Raw genomic sequence first — 20,498 nt, 5'->3', positions numbered from 1 at the left:
TATGTTGGAGAACGTAGCTATACATATATTTTGATGTTGAGGAGTTACACATATGAAACTAACACAAACGCATGCTGAAATTTTAAAATTTATCATTGTTGGCGGCATTAATACGTTAAATTATTATGTTGTCTATTTATTGCTGTTAAAATTATTACACATTGAATATATGATTAGTCATATTACCGGATTTCTAGTCGCTTTTGTGATTTCGTATTATTTGAATTGTTATTTTGTTTACAGGGTAAAACCTACTTGGAGAAAATTCATTAGTTTTCCAATTACGCAGATTGTCAACGTAAGCTTACAAACAGTTTTATTATATGTTTTTGTATCCTGGCTAAATTTGCCAGCGGAAATTGCGCCATTTGCAGGTTTAGTGATTACGATACCCATCACATTTGTATTATCTAAATGGATTTTAAAAGATAGTAATTAAAGTAGCGTAAACCACTAAAAAGCGCTTTACTCGAACTTTAATATTGCGTGAAATATAATAAATAAATGATATAATATAATGGTCGCCTAACATCTCGGGCGTTACTTTAACGCAGAGAGGAGGTGTATGACGGATGTTCAATTTATTAATTGACATCATGACTTCAGCTTTAAGCGGCTGTCTTGTTGCGTTTTTTGCACATTGGTTACGAACGCGCAACAATAAAAAAGGTGACAAATAACCAACACCTAAATAAATCCCCTCACTATGGCAGTAGTGAGGGGATTTGGTGTATTTAGATGTTCAATTTATTATGTAATTAATTATAGCATTGATGAACAAGGTGTGCAATGTATTTTTGCAATATTACAATAAATGAATTTAATTATATTAGAATTAAGTATTTTGGAAAATGATTTAATAGTTGAGTCATAGGATCATTAGATAAAGCTAATAATCAATTATAGGGACATTGGGATACAAATCAATGTACTAGACTCTACAAGGCTATACTCAGGGACCCAACAACATAGAGAAATTGGATCCACAGTTTCTACAGACAATGCAAGTTGGCGGAGTCCCAACACAGTAGCTGGCGGAAAGTCAGCTTACAATAATGTGCAAGTTGGCGGAGCCCCAACATAGAGTTTTACTCATGTATTCCTATTTTTAAGTACATATTAGCTGTGGCTAAGGATAAAGAACCATTACATAATAAATCATTAGTGGCTCTTTATCATTTCTGCCCCATAACCTTGTGAATTTTTAAAAGAAATGTGTCACAAATCCACGCAACATTGATAATCGTTATCAACTAATATATGATGTACTTGTAATAAGTATTAATTTTTAACAAATAACAAATTTATATTATGTATATCATCCAGTGAAATAAATAATATAAGCGGCTTAATTTAGATTATTAATTGAAAGGAGTTACATATACGATGAACAATCAGACAAATTGGATAAAGATACTCAGCGGATTTGCTTCTGATAGTAAATGGAAAATTATGTTATCAATTTTGTTGTCTATCATCAGTGTCTTTTCTGGATTAGTTCCATATTGGGCAGTCTTTAAAATTATTTTAATGATGATTAACAATGCATATACGATTAATTCGATTATGGTTTATATCTTTATTGCTTTAATCGCTTATATTTCACAAGTGTGTTGTTTTGGAGCGTCAACGATGCTATCACATATTACGGCATATGAAATTTTATCTGAAATTCGTAAAAAATTAGCTCAAAAATTAATGCGTCTCCCTTTAGGCGTAGTGGAATCTAAGAAAATAGGTGAATTAAAAAATATATTTGTCGATAAGGTTGAAACAATAGAATTACCTTTAGCACATATGATTCCTGAAGTTATAGGAAACTTACTTTTGTCAGCTGCTATCTTTTTATACATAATGCTCATTGATTGGCGTATGGCTAGTGCCTTATTAGTAACGATACCAATTTCAATTTTCGCTTTTAAAAAAGTTATGTCTGGATTTAATGAGACATATGCTGAACAAATGAAATCGAATAATTATATGAATAGCGCGATTGTAGAGTTTATCGAAGGCATTGAAGTGATTAAAACATTTAATCAATCTCAAAGTTCATATAAAAAATATAAAGATGCAGTAGATAATTATAAGATTCACACTTTGAATTGGTTTAAAAATACATGGGGGTATATGAATTTAGGAGCTAGTGTATTACCTTCAACATTTTTAGGGATTTTACCGGTCGGCATGTATTTGATATCTATCAACCAATTAAACTATGCGGAATTTTTCCTATGCATCGTATTATCTTTAGGTGTAGTAGCACCGATTAAGAATTTTACTAATTATGTAAATCATTTAAAGTCTATACAATACGCATTAACTGAAGTGAATCAAATATTAAGTCTAGAAGAGTTAGTATTGTCAACAAAATTTAAGAAGCCTCAACATTATGAAATTGCTTTTAATAATGTTGGATTTTCATATAACAAAGATAAGGACGATCTGGTCTTTAAGCATTTATCATTTACAGTACCAGAAAATAATTTCACAGCTATCGTCGGGGCATCTGGTAGCGGTAAGTCAACCATTGCCAAGCTTATATCACGATACTGGGATGTGACTTCAGGTGAAATTACGATTGGCGGTATAAATATAAAAGATATTGAATCGAAACAACTTAACGATTTAGTTGGTTTTGTTGGACAAGATAACTTTTTATTAAATCTTACTTTTAAAGAAAATATTAAACTTGGCAATCCAGAAGCTACGGATGAGGCAGTTGAAAAAGCTGCCAAGTTAGCACAATGTCATGAATTTATTGAAAAGTTGCCAGATGGATATGATACGAATGTTGGTACAGTGGGAGATAAATTGTCTGGTGGTGAAAAACAACGAGTCACTATTGCAAGAATGATATTAAAAGATGCGCCTATCATTGTATTAGATGAAGCGACTGTTTACGTTGATCCAGACAACGAACAAAAAATTCAAGAAGCATTAAATGTGTTGACGCAGGATAAAACATTGATTGTTATTGCACATCGGTTATCTACGATTCAACATGCAGATCAAATTATTGTTTTAGGTAAACAACAAATTTTAGAAAAAGGGTCACATCACTTATTGCTAAAATTAAACGGTAATTATAAGAAAATGTGGGATACGCACATGCATACAAAAGATTGGGGAATCAATACTGGACATAATTAAACTAATGAGAAAAGGAGGTCAAATATGTTTCAAATTACATTTAAAATTTTAAACTGGATAAGACCATATAAAGCAAGAATGATTTTAGGATTTAGCATGTCATTTTTAAATGCTATTTTTATTGCGTTACCTATCTTTTTAGCTGCAAAAATATTTAATAATGTGCTATCTCATAAACCTATTTATATGAAAGATATATTGAATGTTGTAATTATCATGGTTTTATTAGTGATTGGACGATTTATTACAGCATATTTCAAAAGCAAAAGCCATGAGAGCATCGCTTATGAAATGAGTGCGAAAGAACGTTTAGATATAGGGGATAAATTGAAAAATGTAAGGTTAGGTTATTTTAATTCGCATCATTCAAATGAGTTAACAACAATAGTAACAACAGATTTAACCTTTTTAGAAAACTTTGCTATGAAAATGGTGGACGTTGTTGTTAATGGATACATATTAATTACAGTACTCATATTGTCTCTACTTGTAGTTTCGTGGCAAGTATCATTATTAGCATGCATTGGCGTATTACTATCATTTTTTGCGATTCAATTATTAGAAAGAAAGAGTCGACAAAATGCGCCAGCGTATCATAATGTACAAAACCAATTAGTGGAAAAGGTATTGGAGGTTATTCGTGGTATTCAAGTAATAAAATCATTCGCGAAAGAAAATACGAGTCTTAAAAGTTTTAACCAAGCAGTCAATGAAAGTAAACGTATAAATACAAAAATAGAAATGCAATATATCCCATTCAATTTATTGCATTTACTTAGTTTAAAAGTTGTTTCAATAATGATTGTATTAGTTGCATGCTTATTATATATGAATCATAGTATTGATTTACCTACCCTTATTATGATTTCAATTTTTTCATTTGTGATATTTGATAGTGTTGAAAATATTAATAGTGCTGCACACGTACTTGAAATGATAGATATGACGATAGATGATATTGAAAAGATAAAAAATGCTCCAGAACTGGATGAGAATGGAAAAAATTTGACGATTAAAAATGAAAATATCGCTTTTCAAAACGTGAACTTTTCATATGATGATAAACAAGTGATAAAGAATGTGAATTTTGAGATACCTACACAAACATCAACAGCAATAATTGGACCTTCAGGAAGTGGGAAATCTACATTATGTCACTTACTCTTGCGCTTTTATGATATCGATGATGGAAATATTCGCATCGATGGTGTTGATATTAAAGATATGACATTAAGTACGTTAATGTCGAAAATTAGTGCAGTATTTCAAAAGGTGTATTTATTTAATGATACGATTGAAAATAACATATTGTTTGGCAATCCAGGTGCAACGAAAGAAGAAATTATTCGTGCAGCGAAGCAAGCATGTTGCCACGACTTCATCATGTCATTACCTGAGGGATATCAAACAATGCTAAATGAAAAAGGTAGTAATTTATCTGGCGGAGAAAAGCAAAGGATTTCTATTGCTAGGGCGATATTAAAAGATGCACCAATAATTATTTTAGATGAAGCAACTGCAAGTATTGACCCTGAAAATGAACAGTTGATTCAAACGGCAATTAATGAATTAAGTAAAGGCAAAACAGTAATTACAATTGCACATAAACTTGAAACTATTAAAAATGCAGATCAGATTATAGTGCTCAATGAAGGTGAAATAATTCAAAAAGGTAGTCATGATGAATTAATTCGAAAACCAGGAATGTATCAAGACTTTATAAGAATAAAAAGTAAATCAGCAGGCTGGAAATTATAAATAATAGTTTAATATGGAATCAGAATTTGGAAATAAAAAGGGTGATAGATAATCAACAGCAAAATAAATCCCCTCACTAGGGCAATAGTGAGGGGATTTGGTGTATTTAGATGTTCAATTTATTATGTAACTAATTATAGCATTGATGAACAAGGCGCTCAACGTAATATTACAATTAATGGATTGTTTCACAAGATGGTAAAGCTAGGATGTCTTTTTATTAAGAAATAATGCAATTATTAATTTTAACTGACATATTTTATCGAATCGCTGTTTATATCTGCCCGAATTCCTTAAGAAGTCTTAGTCATTTCAATAGCAAGGTCAAAATTTTGCCAAAATTTATAGTTATACTGAGAAGTTTAAATTCATGTTTTCTTGAAAAACATGCGCCTTAAATGTAAACTTATTAATTATAAAAGTTTACATTCGGATTGAGGTGCTTATTTTTTATGAGGATTTTTATTACAAGTACGAATACTGATGTAGGCAAAACCTATGTTACAAAGCATTTATACCATGCTTTGAAAACACGTGGTCATCGAGTTTGTATTTTTAAACCATTTCAAACTGAGGAACGCCAAGACGGGACATTTCCAGATTTAGAAGTATTTAAAAATGAATGTGATTTAAGCTATGACATAACGTCACTTTATACTTTTAAGCAACCTGTATCACCACACCTTGCATTTAAAATGACAGATCAAATTTTTCTAAATAAGCAGCGTGTATTAGATAAGGTAAAAGTTTTAGATAAGGAATTTGATTTTATCTTAATTGAGGGTGCTGGGGGAATTGCCGTACCAATATATGAAGGTACAGATGATTTCTACATGACTAAAGATTTAATCAATGATTGTGCAGATTGTGTCATCAGTGTGTTGCCATCAAAATTAGGTGCTATTAGCGATGCCATTGTTCACCAAGATTATGTTAATCAGAATGTATCGGCGAGTAATTTTTTAATAATGAATCGCTATACAGACAGCTATATTGAAAAAGACAATCAAATTACGATTGGAAAATTAACAAATAAAACAGTCTATACATTTGAAGAACATGCCACGTATGAAAATTTCTCAGAAGCATTTTTAAAACAATTAATAGGAGTTAAAAATGAATTACACACAACAACTTAAACAAAAAGACTCAGAATATGTTTGGCATCCATTTACACAAATGGGTGTATATAGCAAAGAAGAAGCAATCATCATTGAAAAAGGAAAGGGTAGTTACCTTTACGATACGAATGGCAATAAATATTTAGATGGTTATGCATCGTTGTGGGTCAATGTGCATGGTCATAATAACAAATACTTGAATAAGGTAATTAAAAAGCAACTCAATAAAATTGCCCATTCTACGCTGCTAGGATCATCAAATATTCCGTCAATAGAACTTGCGGAAAAATTAATCGAAATCACGCCAAGTAATCTAAGAAAAGTATTTTATTCTGATACAGGCAGTGCGTCTGTTGAAATCGCAATAAAGATGGCATATCAGTATTGGAAAAATATTGATAGAGAAAAATATGCCAAGAAAAACAAGTTTATAACGCTAAATCACGGTTATCATGGGGATACGATTGGTGCGGTAAGTGTTGGTGGTATCAAGACCTTTCATAAAATATTTAAAGACTTAATATTTGAGAATATTCAAGTAGAAAGCCCATCTTTCTATCGCAGTAATTACGATACTGAAAATGAAATGATGACAGCTATTTTAACGAATATAGAGCAAATTCTAATTGAAAGAAATGATGAAATCGCAGGGTTTATATTGGAACCGTTGATTCAAGGTGCGACAGGCTTGTTTGTTCATCCTAAAGGCTTTTTGAAAGAAGTCGAGAAATTGTGCAAAAAATACGATGTCTTATTAATTTGTGATGAGGTAGCAGTTGGTTTTGGGAGAACTGGAAAGATGTTTGCATGCAATCATGAAGATGTTCAACCGGATATTATGTGTTTAGGTAAGGCGATTACTGGTGGCTACTTACCACTTGCAGCTACATTGACATCTCAAAAAATATACAATGCATTTTTAAGTGATTCGCATGGTGTGAATACCTTTTTCCATGGTCATACATACACCGGAAATCAAATCGTTTGTACGGTTGCATTAGAAAATATAAGACTTTATGAAAAACGTAAGTTATTGTCACATATTGAAACGACATCATCAACACTTGAGAAACAGTTACATGCGCTGAAGCGTCATCGAAATGTTGGTGATGTAAGAGGACGAGGCTTAATGTTTGGAGTTGAATTAGTTACAGATAAAGATAGTAAAACGCCGTTAGAAATTGAAAAAGTTGAACGTATTGTACGTAATTGTAAAGAAAACGGGCTAATGATTAGAAATTTAGAAAATGTCATTACGTTTGTGCCAGTGTTAAGTATGTCAAATAAAGAAGTGAAAACGATGGTACGTATTTTTAAAAAGGCAGTACATAACATTTTAGATAGGAAGTGTTAATATGAATTTGGCTAAACGCATATTACAAGGGGAACAATTAACAAAAGAGACTGTATTGAAAATTTATGAGGATACTAATATTGATACCTTAGATTTATTAAATGAGGCGTACATTTTAAGAAAACATTATTTTGGTAAAAAAGTAAAATTAAACATGATTTTAAATGCTAAAAGTGGTATATGTCCTGAGAATTGTGGGTACTGTGGACAATCACGAGATATTAAACAAAAACAGCGATATGCTTTAATTCCAGAGGAACAAATTATCGATGGAGCAAAGGTGGCACATGATAATCATATTGGAACATATTGTATTGTTATGAGTGGTAGAGGACCGAGCGATAAAGAAGTTGATCATATTAGTAACACTGTAAGAACGATTAAATCTCAACACCCGCAACTAAAAATATGTGCATGTTTAGGATTAACGAATGACGAACAAGCTAAGAAACTTAAGTCAGCTGGTGTAGACAGATATAACCACAATATTAATACAAGTGAAAATTACCATGATAACGTCGTGACAACGCATAGTTATAAAGATAGAACAGATACGATAGAACTAATGAAAGCGAATAACATATCACCATGTTCTGGCGTGATTTGTGGTATGGGAGAATCTAATCAAGATATTGTTGATATGGCATTTGCTTTGAAAGAAATGGATGCCGACAGTATTCCGATTAATTTTTTGCATCCAATCAAAGGCACAAAGTTTGGAAGCATGGATGATTTAACACCAATGAAATGTTTAAGAATCGTAGCATTATTCCGATTAATCAATCCTACGAAAGAAATTCGTATTGCTGGAGGAAGAGAGGTCAACTTACGTTCGTTACAGCCATTAGCATTAAAAGCGGCGAATTCAATATTTGTCGGTGATTATCTAATTACTGGTGGGCAACCGAACCAATTAGACTACGATATGATTAATGATTTGGGCTTTGAAATTGATTATGACACTTGTGAAAATAAGGAAAACAAGAATGATGTTTCAAGAGCAAATTGATTTATTACAACAGAAAGGGTTATATCGGTCGCTTAAATCGGTAGGGTATATAGATAGACAGTATATTGAAGTAGAAAATAAGAGATGTACGAACTATACATCTAATGATTATTTAGGATTAGGTCAAATAGCGTTTGATAAGGATGATTTCGAAAGATTTATGCGGAAGTATAGTTATCACTTATCAAGTTCAAGATTAATTAGTGGAAGTTCGACAGCTTATGAAGAAATTGAAACAATGTTAGCAGGTTGGCTCGGATATAGTGCATGTACTATCTTAAATAGTGGTTATGATGCTAATTTGGCGTTATTTAATATTTTCAAAAATACAAATTGTGTCGTGTTTTCAGATCAAGAAAATCATGCGAGTATTATTGACGGTATTAAGTTAAGTGGTTTAGAAAAAGTGATATATAAGCATTTAGATATTGCTGATTTAGAAAAAAGGTTAGAGAAATACCCTAATCAAAATATACCAAAAATAATCATATCTGATAGTGTATTTTCAACGAATGGCGACGTTGTGGATATTGGTCAATTAGTCTCATTAAAGCATAAATATAACGCAACACTGATACTCGATGTTTCACATAGTTTTGGAATAGAGAATTACTCGAATTATCAAGGTGTAGATATACTCACTTCTAGTTTATCTAAAGCATGTGGTGCATACGGGGGTGTGATTTTAAGTTCAAATGATGTGAAGGATATGTTAATTAATCACGGTAGACCACTCATCTACTCAAGTAGTTTGCCAATTTATAATTTGTATTTTATAAAAAGAAACATTGAAAAGTTAATAAATGCTGATGATAGACGCACTAAATTAAATAGTTTGAGTAAATATTTTAACCAAAAGTTAAAAGCACTCAATGTTAATTATAATAGTTCAAACTCGCCGATTAAGTTTATTGAGTTTGATGACATAGAAGCGGCTGAGAACATTCATCAAACATTATTAAAGCATCATGTGTTTACAAGTTATTTAAGGTATCCAACTGTGACTAAGCCAATGTTAAGAATATCATTGTCGTATTTTCATACTGAACAAGATATAGATAGGTTGTTTGAAATTTTGCATCAAGAAGATTGAGGTGATCGTCATGTATAGTATAAAAATGCGTTCTAGCAATCAAGATGTTCATATTAGTGGTGCTGAAACGATTTGTGAGTTTGACAAAATAGAACAGACGGTACAAAGGTTTTATAATAAAGGTTTTTTTCATGAAAATGGGCAACCGGATTTTCTCAATATAAAAATACAAAAAATCATGGAACCGATTCAACAAATAAAAGCATTACAAATTATTGAGGATGATAAAGCAAATCTCCAACATTTAACACAAGAATGTGGTGTCACTGAACAAGCGCTAAATCAAGGGATGACATATATTAAAAATGAAACGGTTTATACAGGAGCTATTATTCTATCTGCTATATCTGGTAAACGTTTAGATTCATTTGGACAAAGGGGGATTAGGGCAACACATTTTTCGTTTGAAGATATAAATAATAAAGGTGATCTTAATGAAAGAGTGACTGATGCCTTAGCAATTGCTAGTTGTATCAATGCGCATCCGTATGTCAAAGGAGAACTTTGCGTGTCCGATGACTTAATGTATACGACAGGTTATTTTGCCTCTGCTAAAATTGGTTACCATCGATTGTTTGATATTAAACCAGTTAATACGAGATATGGAGGCAGAATAATATTTGTGGACAATCGTATTGATTTAAATCATTACATATCATTTTTAGAAAGCACACCGAAGCAAGTTGTTTATGAAACGGTATAGGGGTTTTAGTATGACATCAAAAGATATTACTCAAATTAGTGTCATTGCTGCGATTTTAACCATTTTGGCAGTTTTGAAAATACCGTCCATTATACCAGGATTAGATTTTCAATTATCTGCACCGGCAGCATTATTGATATTAGCTTTCTTTGGAATTAAAAAGTACTTTTTAGGTGGATTATTATCTAGCCTATTATTACTAGTATTTGGCGTATTTAATCCAATTAATGTGATTATCTCTATTATATTTAGAGTTATAGCTATTGCAGTTGTTTATTTATTGAAAATAAATGTACTATCATTAGTTTTAGCAAGTGTATTAGGCAGTTTGGTATCTAGGCTACTATTATCTATTATTTTAAATTTACCTGTGTGGGTAGTGTTGTTAAACGCGATTCCAGGCGTAATATTCACTTTAATTGTAGCTATTCCTTTATATCTCACATTGAGAAAAAAATGGCAGTCTTACTAAGATAATAAATCAAAACACGGTCGTCACAATTAATGTTGGCGACCGTGTTTTACTAGCTATTTATTGTTTTCAGTTTCTTTTGTATCTAACAATTTCACTTTGTGATTTTCCCAATCAATTTCATATGTTGATTTAAATGTTCTAGTTTTAAAGTTTTTATAATTTGCGCCTGCCCAGTAGAAGCCATTCCAACGAATTTGGTATAAATCCATTTCACGTTGATAAGTTACTGTAATTTTAGATTTTTTAGCGCCATCTTGTCTGTGTGATAGTACGCTTAAAAATTCTGGATTGAAGTTACTTCTAGATAATAATGGCATTTGGTGTTGCGCTATGAAGTTTTGTCCAGCGTATGCACTGCTTTGTCTGCCAGCTAAGAAGAGTTCATTACCATATGTTGGGTGGAAGCTATCTCGTCCATAAGGTCCCCAACCATTATTCATAATTTTATGTGCTTCAACTCCCCAGCCAACATTTTTATAATTTGTGTTGCGACTTAATGTTGTTCTGTAACTTTCTTGTTTATAATTAATTGTTTCAGAAAAAGCTGTATTTCCATTAAGTCCACCAGATAAACCATTAGAGATACTAATGTCACCACCAAATGTATAGCCTAAAGTATTTTGAACTTGAAACTCTTCATTTTGATTTTTTGGTGCATAATCAACGACGTTTACTGAATCATTAGATTGTGAGCTTATAGATACATTGTATTTAGCTCCCCAATATAATTTTGAAAAGTCATAGTCATTAGGATTAGGTTTTACAAAGCCTGAGTTAATATTCCCAGTAGCTTTAAGTACTAAAGTATCTTTATCATAACTTTTATCTTTGATGAAATTAAATGTTAAAATCTGTGAAATTTTAAATTTATCAGAATCTGCTGTGGCTGTTGTTTTGTATAAAGTAACTTTGTCATCGACTTTTTTTACGCTGACTGGTGTTATTTTACCTTCAGCATTAGCAGTACCAGAAAGTAATAATAATGCCATAGATGTAGCAACGGATGATTTGACTAATTTATTCATTTTCATATCAATTCTGTCCTTTCACCTTGATTTCATGAGTCTTCCAATTGACCTCGTATTTCACAGTATAGTTTCTATTTACAAATGCATTATGGACTCTATGTCCGTCTAAATAACTGTTGCCATAATGCGTTGATCTTTTAATGGCATGAGTGACATCCATGTTTCTTCCGTAAGTAATTTCAAATTCGCTTGTATCGCTTGAACCTTTTTCATGAGATACTGTGGCGATAAATGAAGGGTTAAATCCACTTTGTACAAGAGGAGGTAACTCACTGTCTGGAACGAAATAATCTCTAGGATCTTTACTATGAGGTTTGTAGCCTACAAATAAATCGCTATCAAATGCTGATTTTTGACCTGATTCAGTGGCGAATGAATTCGCTTTGACGCCCCATAAAACACTTTTTGAGTTTTGTTGTTCTACTTCACTTACATAATTTTGTTGTGTATAGCTAATCGATTTAGAATAGTTAAATGATCCATTACCACCGAGTGATGGGGCTGATTGGAAATTACCACCGATATTGTATCCTAATGTCTGACTCACGTTTGTAGATTCAATTTTATTTTTAGGTAAATAATTAATTAAAGAAACATATTTATCATTTGTTTTTAAACCAATATTATATTGGAATGGCCATCGCATAGCTTTAACATGATTAGTTTTTTTATAGTTGTAATATGTTGTTCTAGAGCTAATGAATCCTTGCATCTTTAATATCAAAGCATCTTTGTTATATTTTTTATCCTTCACAAAATCAAATTGAATATTTTGAGTCACGCCCCATTTATTACTTGTTTTATCTTCTGTCCTTTTGATAATTTCTATATCGCTTCCTTTACCGATGTCTTCAGTATCGTTGGCAGCTTTAGCATTTTCTAATAACGGATTGGCAAGAGGGGCAAGTAAGCTCACAGATAAAGTTGTGGCTAATATTTTATTTTTAAGCATAAGTTTCACTTTCTTTCTATAATTTTATTTAACTTAATTAAATAATAATATATTTTGGATGTTATTATAATTAACTGTTCATTAACAATTGACCATTATCAACTTTTTTTACAATTAAGTTGAAAATGCCATAATTCCGTTCAATTTAACCTTTTTTGTTTGGAATGCTAAAAGCTAATTTTGTGAGAAATATAGTTAATAAAACCTTGGTATTGTTGACAGTTGTAAACAATTTAAGGTAACCGATTGCACGAATGTCTTGCTTTTATTTTTAATTAATGTTTGTAAAATACAAATTGTTCTTTTTTACGATTTTTGATGAATCCATCTAAAAGTTAATTATTTATTAAATTGAGAATATTTATTTAAGTTTTCAACTTAAATTGCTTCATTTGTATTATTTGTGTATCTACTATGGTGCGATACTTTGTTCTTATAAAAATCAGTTGTTATTATTAAATTTAATGTATGATAAATTAATTTAATGTTATGAGACTGATTCAATATGTTAAAAAATCCTGAGACAAGTATGAAGTGTCCCAGGATTTTATAAAATGATTGAACTGTTTACTTAGGTGTGATGCTTTTAATTTTTACTTCATGTGTTTTCCAGTTCACTTCATATTTAACTGTAACGTTTCGGTTTTTAAAAGCATCATGTTTTCTATCAACGGCTAAACGATGTCTTGTCACGTAAGCATATGTAGCATCCATGTTTCTGCCGTAAGTGATTTCAAACTCGCTTTTATCACCTTTACCTCTTTCGTGTGACAATGTTGTAATAAATGATGGATTAAAGCCACTTTGAATTAAAGGAGGTAATTGATTATCTGGGACGAAATAGTCTCTTGCTGCTGGACCAGTTGGGTCTTGTGCAAATAAGTATTGATCATATGCAGATACTTGACCATTCGGTGTAACGAATGAATTTGCTTTCACTCCCCATTTAACACCTTTAGAGTTCTGACTTTCTACTTCAGTAACATAGTTTTTTTGATTATAACTAATTGTTTTAGAGTAGTTGAATGAGCCACTGCCTCCGATTGATGGCGCTGATTGGAAGTTTCCGCCGATATTATAGCCTAATTTCTGACTAACATCTGCTGAATCAATTTTATTTTTAGGAAGATAATTGATTAAATCAACATTAGAGTCTTTCGTTTTCAAACTGATATTATATTGAAATGGCCATATCATTCTTTTAATATATGGATATTTTTTTAAGTCTGAATATGTTGTTCTAGAGCTGATGAAGCCTTGCATCTTAACAACTAGGGCATCTTTGTTATATTTTTTATCTTTTACAAAATCAAATTGAATGTTTTGAGTTATAGCTAATCGTTTGCTAGTAATGTCTTGTGTTCTTTTGATGATTTCTGCACCTTGGCCGATATCTTCTATCTTATTTTCTGCTTTAGAAATTTCTATAAATGGATTGGCTAAAGGGGCTATTAAACCAACTGCTAAAGTTGCTGTTAATATTTTATTTTTAATCATAGAAATCACTTTCTTTCTATTTAATTTTAAGTTCATATATATAATAATCTATTTGTAAGCGTTTTCGAATTAACTGTTCGTTAAAAGTTAATTACTATCAACATGTATTGAAGAGACATTTTTAGCATTGTTAAATGATGTTTTTGCATTATGTTATGTTTAAAAGATTTATTGGTCGTAGGCGTTTATATAGCTACATAACTATGCTTTGCAAGTCTTATTTTATTGAATTGTTGTTTAATTATGGTGCTTGTAGTGGAAGAGGAATGGATTGCGCAATAGTTTGTGAAAATATGAAGTTAATAAAGTTGAGCTGATTCAACTAAATGATGAACTATTCGTTAACGATGTAAGGATTATTTAACAAGTTGCAGGTAAAAAAGTGGGCTGACAAATAGCGAAGAAGCATTTAATTGATGGAAAATGAAAAAAGAACCGTAGATTCGATTGAGAATCAGCGGTTCTTTTTAATCACGGTTTGTTACGAAAATTATTTAAAAAATGATGTAAAACTAGAGAAGATATTTTTGATTGATTATTTCCAGAATGAGTTAAATAATCCAGTTATTGTATTTTTGATTGATGATGCAGTTTCTTGAGCTTTAATAGCTGTTTTTACTAATGTTGGGTTTTGGTAGAAAGTATATAATACTTTACCAGTATTGATTGACTCAGTTACATAGTTTCTTACTTGTGCATATGATTTAGCTAAATAGCCATTTTTATCATCAACTTTCAATGGTTGGATATAAGATTTAGAACCATCGCCAAGTAAAGTTAATACAGCTTTGTCAATCGCACCTTTGTATTTATAGTACGTATTATAGTAGTACTTTGCTGTATCATATTTTTCTTTATAGCTTTTATAAGTATCTGTTAAATACTTGTAACCATAGTTAAATGAATCTTTTAATGATTGGTAGTAACCTAATAATTTAGATTGAGGAACCTCAACTTTTGGTGATTGGATTTGAGGGACTTCAACTTTTGGTGATTGGATTTGAGGGACTTCAACTTTTGGTGATTCTGCTTTAGGTTTTTCAATTTGTGGTGATTGAATTTGAGGAGCCTCAACTTTTGGTGCCACTTTCTTTTCAGCATCTTTTTGAGCTACTAATGCGTCTAATTGTTTCTGTAAATGCTCTTTTACATCCATAGGTGCTTTGTTAACTTCACGTTGTGCTAAACGTCTGTTTTCAATTGAATCTTTTACATTTAATTTTGAGATTGCATCATTTGCTGATTTCACACGCTCATCATGACGAACGATTGCTTTTTCAATTGAAACTTTTTCTACAAAGCGGTTATTTTTATCGCGTAAATCTTTAGGTAATTTTGAGTTAGCTTCATATGCTGCTGATTTATCGTGTGGTGCTTTGTTATCTTGGAAATCTTTAATTGCTTTATCCGCATTTTCAATATTTTGACGTTCTTTAGCTTTAGAAGATTGTACTGATTCTACCCAAACTTGTTGGCTTCTATCAGGGTTTTCTTTAATTTGTGCAATGTAATTATTTTTTTCTTGTTCAGTTAAGTTATCATTTTTAAGAACATTGTAAAAAGCGTTTTGTTGTGCAACACGTCGGTCTGGGTTCTTGCTGTCTTTAAGTGATTCAGAGAATACTTCTTGTGCACGTTCTGGGTGTTCGCGTAATGTTTTGATGTATTGGTTACGTTGTTCTTCTGTGATACCTTTTAGATGTAATACTTGATAAAAAGCTTTTTGTTGATCTGTTACGTAGTTGTTTTGAGTTGTTTGGTGCTTAGTTGAAGTTTGTTGCGTGTTTTCACTCGCTTTTGCTTCCCCATTTGAAATCATTGTAGCTAACGTAATTGTTGCTGCCCCAACTAGCAACTTCGAGATATATTTATTTTTCATGTGTATTCCCTTTCTTTTTACATATTAAATTTATTGTATGCTTTTAGAATTTATCACATGAGAATACAAATGGAAATTAACTAATTATTAACTAATGTTAACTAATAGATTAACTAGTGTTAACTATGTAAAAAAGCGTTTAATTCAGAACATTCAGCGTATTTTAAGTAAGGAAGTACTATATGGAGAAATGCAATAGTTTGCTAATAAATAGAGGAGAAAATTGTCTTTCGAAGAGAGTTTGGTAGAGTAGAAATCTCATTTAATTTGTCACTGATGCACTTTTTCTTCTATATAATTAGGTCACGACATTAGATAGCTTCGCTACTAATGCATAGGGTCCCAACATAGAAACTTTCGAGGCGAAAGTTCACAAACAGGGAGAGTTGGGTGCCTTTCTAACAAATAAATTTGAAGAAGACGAAGGAACGCAGTTGGACGTAAAACGTCAACTGCATAAGCCTTTCTAGCTCATAAAATTCGCAGAAAGGCTAAAAAATATTTTTAGGGGTTGCGAATGAATAAATTAGTTTAATTTTATAAAAATTTATAAAAATTAAAAACGTTGTAAATTTAAAATAAATCATTCATAATATTGTTACTATACTAATTCAAGGTGGTTCAACGCATGTCTCATAATGAAAATCTTAAATTGGCGCAACGCGGTGCTTATTTGAGTTTAATTGTATATATAATCTTATCTATTGTTAAGTATGTCACGGGTTTTGTCTTTAACTCTGCAGCTGTAAGAGCCGACGCATTAAACAATATGACAGATATTATCGTTTCTTTAGCTGTTATTATTGGATTGAAAATTTCAATTAAACCTGCCGATCGAAATCATCCTTATGGCCATTTGAAGTCTGAAAATATTTCTTCATTATTGGTGTCATTTGTCATTATGTTTGTAGGTATCCAAGTAGTTATTCAAAATGCACCTCGTTTGTTCAAAGAAGATGACGTTGTACCTAACGCAATAACAATTATCGTCAGCTTAATCAGTGGTCTTGTAATGTTGATTGTATTTGCAGTCAATCAAAGACTAGCGAAAAGAACGAAAAGTAGTTCTTTAAATTCGGCTGCCAAAGATAATTTATCAGATAGTTTAGTCAGCATTGGAACAGCGATAGGATTAATTTTTACGCAAATCGGTTTCCCAATTGTCGATATTATTTTAGCAACATTACTAGGCTTACTAATCGTTTATACTGGTTTTGGTATTTTTAAAGAAGCAATTTTTATGTTGAGTGATGGTTTCAATGAAACTGAATTAGAAGCGTATCGCAATGATATTTTAGAAGTTGATGAAGTACAAGAAGTTAAAAGTATTAAAGGGCGTTACCATGGAAGTAGTGTGTTTATTGATGTCACAATTGTTGTAGATGCTAACCTTTCCTTAGTAGAAGCGCATCAAATTTGTGACAATGTCGAACATCATTTGCACAAAAAAGGTATTTCCTCAGTATACGTTCACCCAGAACCAGACCATCTATAATGTATTTAAACGTCTTCATAGATATATAAATATCTGAGGAGGCGTTTTTATTACATTTATTTTTAGGCGCACCTAAAAATATTTTTTAAACCTTAGAAAAATGGCGAACAAAGGTGTATAATATGATTTGTTATTAGGTGGTTATTGATTCATTTATGAATTAAAAAATGAAAATGGGGAATAGGATTTATGTATTTAATGTCTAGTGATAATTGATTTAATCATTGAATTTTAAAATATATTGAAAAGAAAATTACTAAGATTAAATCATCTTAAAATATCCCTGAAATAACGTCCTAAAGATTAAAGGAAAGAGGTTATAAGTTATGCCAAAATTAATTTTATGTCGTCATGGACAAAGCGAGTGGAATGCTAAAAACTTATTTACTGGATGGGAAGATGTTAATTTATCTGAACAAGGTATTAATGAAGCGACTAGAGCAGGTGAAAAAGTAAGAGAAAATAACATTGCCATCGATGTAGCTTTTACATCGTTATTAACACGTGCTTTAGATACAACGCATTATATTTTAACTGAATCTAAACAACAATGGATTCCTGTATATAAAAGCTGGCGTTTAAATGAACGCCACTATGGTGGATTGCAAGGCTTAAATAAAGATGATGCTAGAAAAGAATTTGGAGAAGAACAAGTACATATTTGGCGTCGTTCTTATGATGTGAAACCGCCTGCTGAAACCGAAGAACAACGTGAAGCTTACTTAGCTGATCGTCGATATAATCATTTAGATAAACGTATGATGCCTTATTCTGAAAGTCTGAAAGATACTTTAGTTCGAGTGATACCATTTTGGACAGATCATATTTCACAATATTTGCTAGATGGTCAAACGGTATTAGTTTCTGCACACGGAAATTCAATTCGCGCATTGATTAAATATCTTGAAGATGTGTCAGATGAAGATATCATTAATTATGAAATTAAAACAGGTGCACCGCTTGTTTATGAATTAACGGATGATTTAGAAGTTATAGATAAATACTACTTATAAAAAAAGAGCTGCATGTACACAAGGAGTGAGTGTATATGCAGCTCTTAAATATGTGAAGTAATGTAAGGAAATAGTTAAGTATAGAGTTTATATTAACGAGCTAGGGATACTCGAAAATATAGTTAGACATACAATATAGTCAAATTAAAACAATTATTTCGCTCTTTTGTGTTGCTTAATAATCTTTAAAGCACGCTTTCTTGTTTTAATGTTAGGGCTATTTAAATTTCGACGAGCAGTCTGTAAATCTAATTTCATCTCTATCCCTCCTTGTAAATATATTATGACCGATAACTACTCATATGTAAATAGTAATGATTACGTTTTAAAGAAATTGTAATAAAGTCGTGCTAATTTTTTTGAAAATGGGTATAATTACCGGATATCTAAAAATGAGTGTCGTTTTTTAGATGGTGAGGGGGAAGCTTTAAATGTCGAAGAAACAAAAATTAACGATGATTATTACTATGCTGATGGGTGGATTTTTTGGATTATTAAATGAAACACTATTAGTGACGGCTTTACCAAGTATTATGAAAGACTTTGAAATTTCATATACACAAGTTCAATGGCTGACAACAGCTTTTTTATTGACTAATGGGATTGTTATTCCTTTGTCCGCGCTTGTTATACAACGTTATACAACAAGACAAGTGTTTTTAGTGGGTATTTCTATCTTTTTCTTAGGTACATTACTCGGCGGCTTGAGTCCGCACTTTGCAACATTATTAGTTGCTAGAATTATTCAGGCGTTAGGCGCAGGTATTATGATGCCATTGATGATGACAACGATTTTGGATGTTTTCCAACCGCATGAACGCGGTAAATATATGGGGATATTTGGTTTGGTAATTGGTTTAGCACCAGCTATTGGACCTACTCTTTCAGGTTACCTTGTTGAATATTTTAACTGGAGATCGCTTTTCCATGTTGTCGCTCCAATTGCAGCTGTTACATTTTTAATTGGATTTAAAACGATAAAAAATGTTGGAACTACAATTAAAGTACCTATTGATTTTATTTCTGTCATTTTTTCTGTACTAGGTTTCGGCGGGTTATTGTATGGAACGAGTTCAATTTCAGAAAAAGGTTTTGATAATCCTATCGTATTAGTATCTATGATTGGAGGCGTTGTTTTAGTCGCATTATTTGTATTACGTCAATATCGGCTATCAACACCATTATTAAATTTTGCAGTATTTAAAAATAAACAATTTACAGTTGGTATCATTATTATGGGTGTCACAATGGTATCGATGATTGGTTCGGAAACGATTTTACCTATCTTTGTGCAAAATTTATTGCATCGTTCAGCTTTAGATTCTGGGTTAACTTTATTACCAGGAGCAATTGTTATGGCATTTATGTCGATGACTTCGGGTGCTTTATATGAAAAGTTTGGTCCAAGAAAATTGGCTTTAGTCGGTATGGCGATTGTTGTTATTACTACGGCTTATTTTGTTGTAATGGATGAACAAACATCAACAATCATGTTGGCAACAGTTTATGCGATTCGAATGGTTGGTATCGCGTTAGGATTAATTCCAGTAATGACCCATACGATGAATCAATTAAAGCCAGAAATGAATGCACACGGTTCATCTATGACAAACACAGTACAACAAATTGCTGGTTCTATCGGAACAGCTGCATTAATTACTATTTTATCTCATGCAAGCAAAAACTTTTCTCCAACTATGTCAGACTATAATGGCATGAACAAAATTGATATGATGAATCAAATTAAAGTTGATACGATGTTGCATGGTTATCACGCTGGATTTTTATTTGCATTATTGATTACAGTTATTAGTTTCTTTTGTTCATTTATGTTACAAGGGAAGAAAAAAGAAGTTGATTCTCGTCAATAAATATAAGTTGCTAGCTATATAAAGCTTTTTAGCAAAAGTTCAACATATTGACTTATCCGGCATTTCAGATTAAAATATTTTTATTCCGATTAGAATAATA

Annotated in this window: 19 protein-coding genes and 1 pseudogene; 15 read left to right on the top strand and 5 right to left on the bottom strand. The window is 31.5% G+C overall.

What is annotated here, in order from left to right:
- Positions 1–52 precede the first annotated feature (52 nt).
- From gtxA to KI230_RS12195, 11 genes and pseudogenes are all read left to right on the top strand, one after another.
- The gene (gene gtxA / locus KI230_RS12245) at positions 53–439 is read left to right on the top strand and encodes a flippase GtxA (RefSeq protein WP_000779360.1); all 387 of its coding nucleotides are present in this window, start codon (positions 53–55) and stop codon (positions 437–439) included.
- A 133-nt stretch (positions 440–572) separates the two neighbouring features.
- Positions 573–680, top strand: coding sequence for a type I toxin-antitoxin system Fst family toxin (locus tag KI230_RS12240; protein WP_000482647.1), 108 nt, complete (start codon positions 573–575; stop codon positions 678–680).
- Between the two features lie 706 nt (positions 681–1,386).
- Positions 1,387–3,150 carry an ABC transporter ATP-binding protein gene (locus tag KI230_RS12235; RefSeq protein WP_006191000.1) on the top strand — a complete coding sequence of 588 codons (1,764 nt, stop codon included), beginning with the start codon at positions 1,387–1,389 and terminating at the stop codon, positions 3,148–3,150.
- 24 nt (positions 3,151–3,174) lie between these two features.
- Complete coding sequence (locus KI230_RS12230) at positions 3,175–4,908, top strand: ABC transporter ATP-binding protein (protein WP_000486494.1); 1,734 nt, start codon at positions 3,175–3,177, stop codon at positions 4,906–4,908.
- 230 nt (positions 4,909–5,138) lie between these two features.
- A complete protein-coding gene (locus KI230_RS12225; RefSeq protein ID WP_001790576.1) occupies positions 5,139–5,306 on the top strand; it encodes a hypothetical protein in 168 nt (55 codons plus the stop codon).
- Between the two features lie 54 nt (positions 5,307–5,360).
- Positions 5,361–6,047: a dethiobiotin synthase gene (gene bioD / locus KI230_RS12220; protein ID WP_001217916.1), complete on the top strand. Its 687-nt coding sequence runs from the start codon at positions 5,361–5,363 to the stop codon at positions 6,045–6,047.
- A complete protein-coding gene (bioA, locus tag KI230_RS12215; protein WP_001110071.1) occupies positions 6,025–7,383 on the top strand; it encodes an adenosylmethionine--8-amino-7-oxononanoate transaminase in 1,359 nt (452 codons plus the stop codon). The genes bioD and bioA overlap by 23 nt, the downstream gene beginning before the upstream one ends.
- A gap of 1 nt (position 7,384) precedes the next feature.
- Entirely contained in the window at positions 7,385–8,392 is a 1,008-nt protein-coding gene (gene bioB / locus KI230_RS12210; protein WP_001046645.1) for a biotin synthase BioB, read from the top strand.
- Positions 8,370–9,485, top strand: coding sequence for an aminotransferase class I/II-fold pyridoxal phosphate-dependent enzyme (locus tag KI230_RS12205; protein WP_000971550.1), 1,116 nt, complete (start codon positions 8,370–8,372; stop codon positions 9,483–9,485). The genes bioB and KI230_RS12205 overlap by 23 nt, the downstream gene beginning before the upstream one ends.
- Before the next feature lie 10 nt (positions 9,486–9,495).
- Positions 9,496–10,188, top strand: a complete 693-nt coding sequence (locus KI230_RS12200) for a 6-carboxyhexanoate--CoA ligase (protein WP_045177675.1) — start codon at positions 9,496–9,498, stop codon at positions 10,186–10,188.
- A 10-nt stretch (positions 10,189–10,198) separates the two neighbouring features.
- Positions 10,199–10,665: pseudogene (locus tag KI230_RS12195) on the top strand (QueT transporter family protein).
- 51 nt (positions 10,666–10,716) lie between these two features.
- Here the strand turns inward: KI230_RS12195 and hlgB are convergent.
- The 4 genes from hlgB to sbi all read right to left on the bottom strand — a co-directional run bounded on the left by hlgB (position 10,717) and on the right by sbi (position 16,019).
- Positions 10,717–11,694, bottom strand: a complete 978-nt coding sequence (hlgB, locus tag KI230_RS12190) for a bi-component gamma-hemolysin HlgAB/HlgCB subunit B (RefSeq protein WP_000783428.1) — start codon at positions 11,692–11,694, stop codon at positions 10,717–10,719.
- A gap of 1 nt (position 11,695) precedes the next feature.
- Entirely contained in the window at positions 11,696–12,643 is a 948-nt protein-coding gene (gene hlgC, locus KI230_RS12185) for a bi-component gamma-hemolysin HlgCB subunit C (protein ID WP_000916704.1), read from the bottom strand.
- 567 nt (positions 12,644–13,210) lie between these two features.
- Positions 13,211–14,140: a bi-component gamma-hemolysin HlgAB subunit A gene (gene hlgA / locus KI230_RS12180; RefSeq protein ID WP_000594519.1), complete on the bottom strand. Its 930-nt coding sequence runs from the start codon at positions 14,138–14,140 to the stop codon at positions 13,211–13,213.
- A 535-nt stretch (positions 14,141–14,675) separates the two neighbouring features.
- Entirely contained in the window at positions 14,676–16,019 is a 1,344-nt protein-coding gene (gene sbi, locus KI230_RS12175) for an immunoglobulin-binding protein Sbi (RefSeq protein WP_045177671.1), read from the bottom strand.
- Between the two features lie 94 nt (positions 16,020–16,113).
- Here sbi and KI230_RS12170 point away from each other — a divergent pair, with 94 nt between their 5' ends.
- The 3 genes from KI230_RS12170 (at position 16,114) to KI230_RS12160 (ending at position 18,527) form a co-directional block, all read left to right on the top strand.
- Positions 16,114–16,218 carry a hypothetical protein gene (locus KI230_RS12170; protein ID WP_001789935.1) on the top strand — a complete coding sequence of 35 codons (105 nt, stop codon included), beginning with the start codon at positions 16,114–16,116 and terminating at the stop codon, positions 16,216–16,218.
- A 429-nt stretch (positions 16,219–16,647) separates the two neighbouring features.
- Positions 16,648–17,514, top strand: coding sequence for a cation diffusion facilitator family transporter (locus KI230_RS12165; RefSeq protein WP_000019127.1), 867 nt, complete (start codon positions 16,648–16,650; stop codon positions 17,512–17,514).
- Between the two features lie 326 nt (positions 17,515–17,840).
- The gene (locus tag KI230_RS12160; protein WP_001125208.1) at positions 17,841–18,527 is read left to right on the top strand and encodes a 2,3-diphosphoglycerate-dependent phosphoglycerate mutase; all 687 of its coding nucleotides are present in this window, start codon (positions 17,841–17,843) and stop codon (positions 18,525–18,527) included.
- Positions 18,528–18,680: 153 nt separating this feature from the next.
- Here KI230_RS12160 and KI230_RS12155 read toward each other — a convergent pair whose 3' ends face one another.
- Positions 18,681–18,785, bottom strand: coding sequence for a putative metal homeostasis protein (locus tag KI230_RS12155; RefSeq protein WP_000762708.1), 105 nt, complete (start codon positions 18,783–18,785; stop codon positions 18,681–18,683).
- 173 nt (positions 18,786–18,958) lie between these two features.
- Between KI230_RS12155 and mdeA the strand changes: the two genes are divergently transcribed.
- Positions 18,959–20,398 carry a multidrug efflux MFS transporter MdeA gene (gene mdeA / locus KI230_RS12150; RefSeq protein WP_000038959.1) on the top strand — a complete coding sequence of 480 codons (1,440 nt, stop codon included), beginning with the start codon at positions 18,959–18,961 and terminating at the stop codon, positions 20,396–20,398.
- The last annotated feature ends 100 nt before the right edge of the window (positions 20,399–20,498 follow it).

Source organism: Staphylococcus sp. MZ3 (genome assembly GCF_018622755.1).
Classification (GTDB): domain Bacteria; phylum Bacillota; class Bacilli; order Staphylococcales; family Staphylococcaceae; genus Staphylococcus; species Staphylococcus aureus.
The sequence above is the reverse complement of the archived record's forward strand: the minus strand, read 5'-3'. Positions and strand labels throughout refer to the sequence as shown.

What these genes read in the sequence shown, in the direction of transcription:
- gtxA (WP_000779360.1), top strand. Translation starts at nt 53, where the DNA reads ATGAAACTAACACAAACGCATGCTGAAATTTTAAAATTTATCATTGTT.
- KI230_RS12240 (WP_000482647.1), top strand. Translation starts at nt 573, where the DNA reads ATGTTCAATTTATTAATTGACATCATGACTTCAGCTTTAAGCGGCTGT.
- KI230_RS12235 (WP_006191000.1), top strand. Translation starts at nt 1,387, where the DNA reads ATGAACAATCAGACAAATTGGATAAAGATACTCAGCGGATTTGCTTCT.
- KI230_RS12230 (WP_000486494.1), top strand. Translation starts at nt 3,175, where the DNA reads ATGTTTCAAATTACATTTAAAATTTTAAACTGGATAAGACCATATAAA.
- KI230_RS12225 (WP_001790576.1), top strand. Translation starts at nt 5,139, where the DNA reads ATGCAATTATTAATTTTAACTGACATATTTTATCGAATCGCTGTTTAT.
- bioD (WP_001217916.1), top strand. Translation starts at nt 5,361, where the DNA reads ATGAGGATTTTTATTACAAGTACGAATACTGATGTAGGCAAAACCTAT.
- bioA (WP_001110071.1), top strand. Translation starts at nt 6,025, where the DNA reads ATGAATTACACACAACAACTTAAACAAAAAGACTCAGAATATGTTTGG.
- bioB (WP_001046645.1), top strand. Translation starts at nt 7,385, where the DNA reads ATGAATTTGGCTAAACGCATATTACAAGGGGAACAATTAACAAAAGAG.
- KI230_RS12205 (WP_000971550.1), top strand. Translation starts at nt 8,370, where the DNA reads ATGATGTTTCAAGAGCAAATTGATTTATTACAACAGAAAGGGTTATAT.
- KI230_RS12200 (WP_045177675.1), top strand. Translation starts at nt 9,496, where the DNA reads ATGTATAGTATAAAAATGCGTTCTAGCAATCAAGATGTTCATATTAGT.
- hlgB (WP_000783428.1), bottom strand. Translation starts at nt 11,694, where the DNA reads ATGAAAATGAATAAATTAGTCAAATCATCCGTTGCTACATCTATGGCA.
- hlgC (WP_000916704.1), bottom strand. Translation starts at nt 12,643, where the DNA reads ATGCTTAAAAATAAAATATTAGCCACAACTTTATCTGTGAGCTTACTT.
- hlgA (WP_000594519.1), bottom strand. Translation starts at nt 14,140, where the DNA reads ATGATTAAAAATAAAATATTAACAGCAACTTTAGCAGTTGGTTTAATA.
- sbi (WP_045177671.1), bottom strand. Translation starts at nt 16,019, where the DNA reads ATGAAAAATAAATATATCTCGAAGTTGCTAGTTGGGGCAGCAACAATT.
- KI230_RS12170 (WP_001789935.1), top strand. Translation starts at nt 16,114, where the DNA reads ATGTTAACTAATAGATTAACTAGTGTTAACTATGTAAAAAAGCGTTTA.
- KI230_RS12165 (WP_000019127.1), top strand. Translation starts at nt 16,648, where the DNA reads ATGTCTCATAATGAAAATCTTAAATTGGCGCAACGCGGTGCTTATTTG.
- KI230_RS12160 (WP_001125208.1), top strand. Translation starts at nt 17,841, where the DNA reads ATGCCAAAATTAATTTTATGTCGTCATGGACAAAGCGAGTGGAATGCT.
- KI230_RS12155 (WP_000762708.1), bottom strand. Translation starts at nt 18,785, where the DNA reads ATGAAATTAGATTTACAGACTGCTCGTCGAAATTTAAATAGCCCTAAC.
- mdeA (WP_000038959.1), top strand. Translation starts at nt 18,959, where the DNA reads ATGTCGAAGAAACAAAAATTAACGATGATTATTACTATGCTGATGGGT.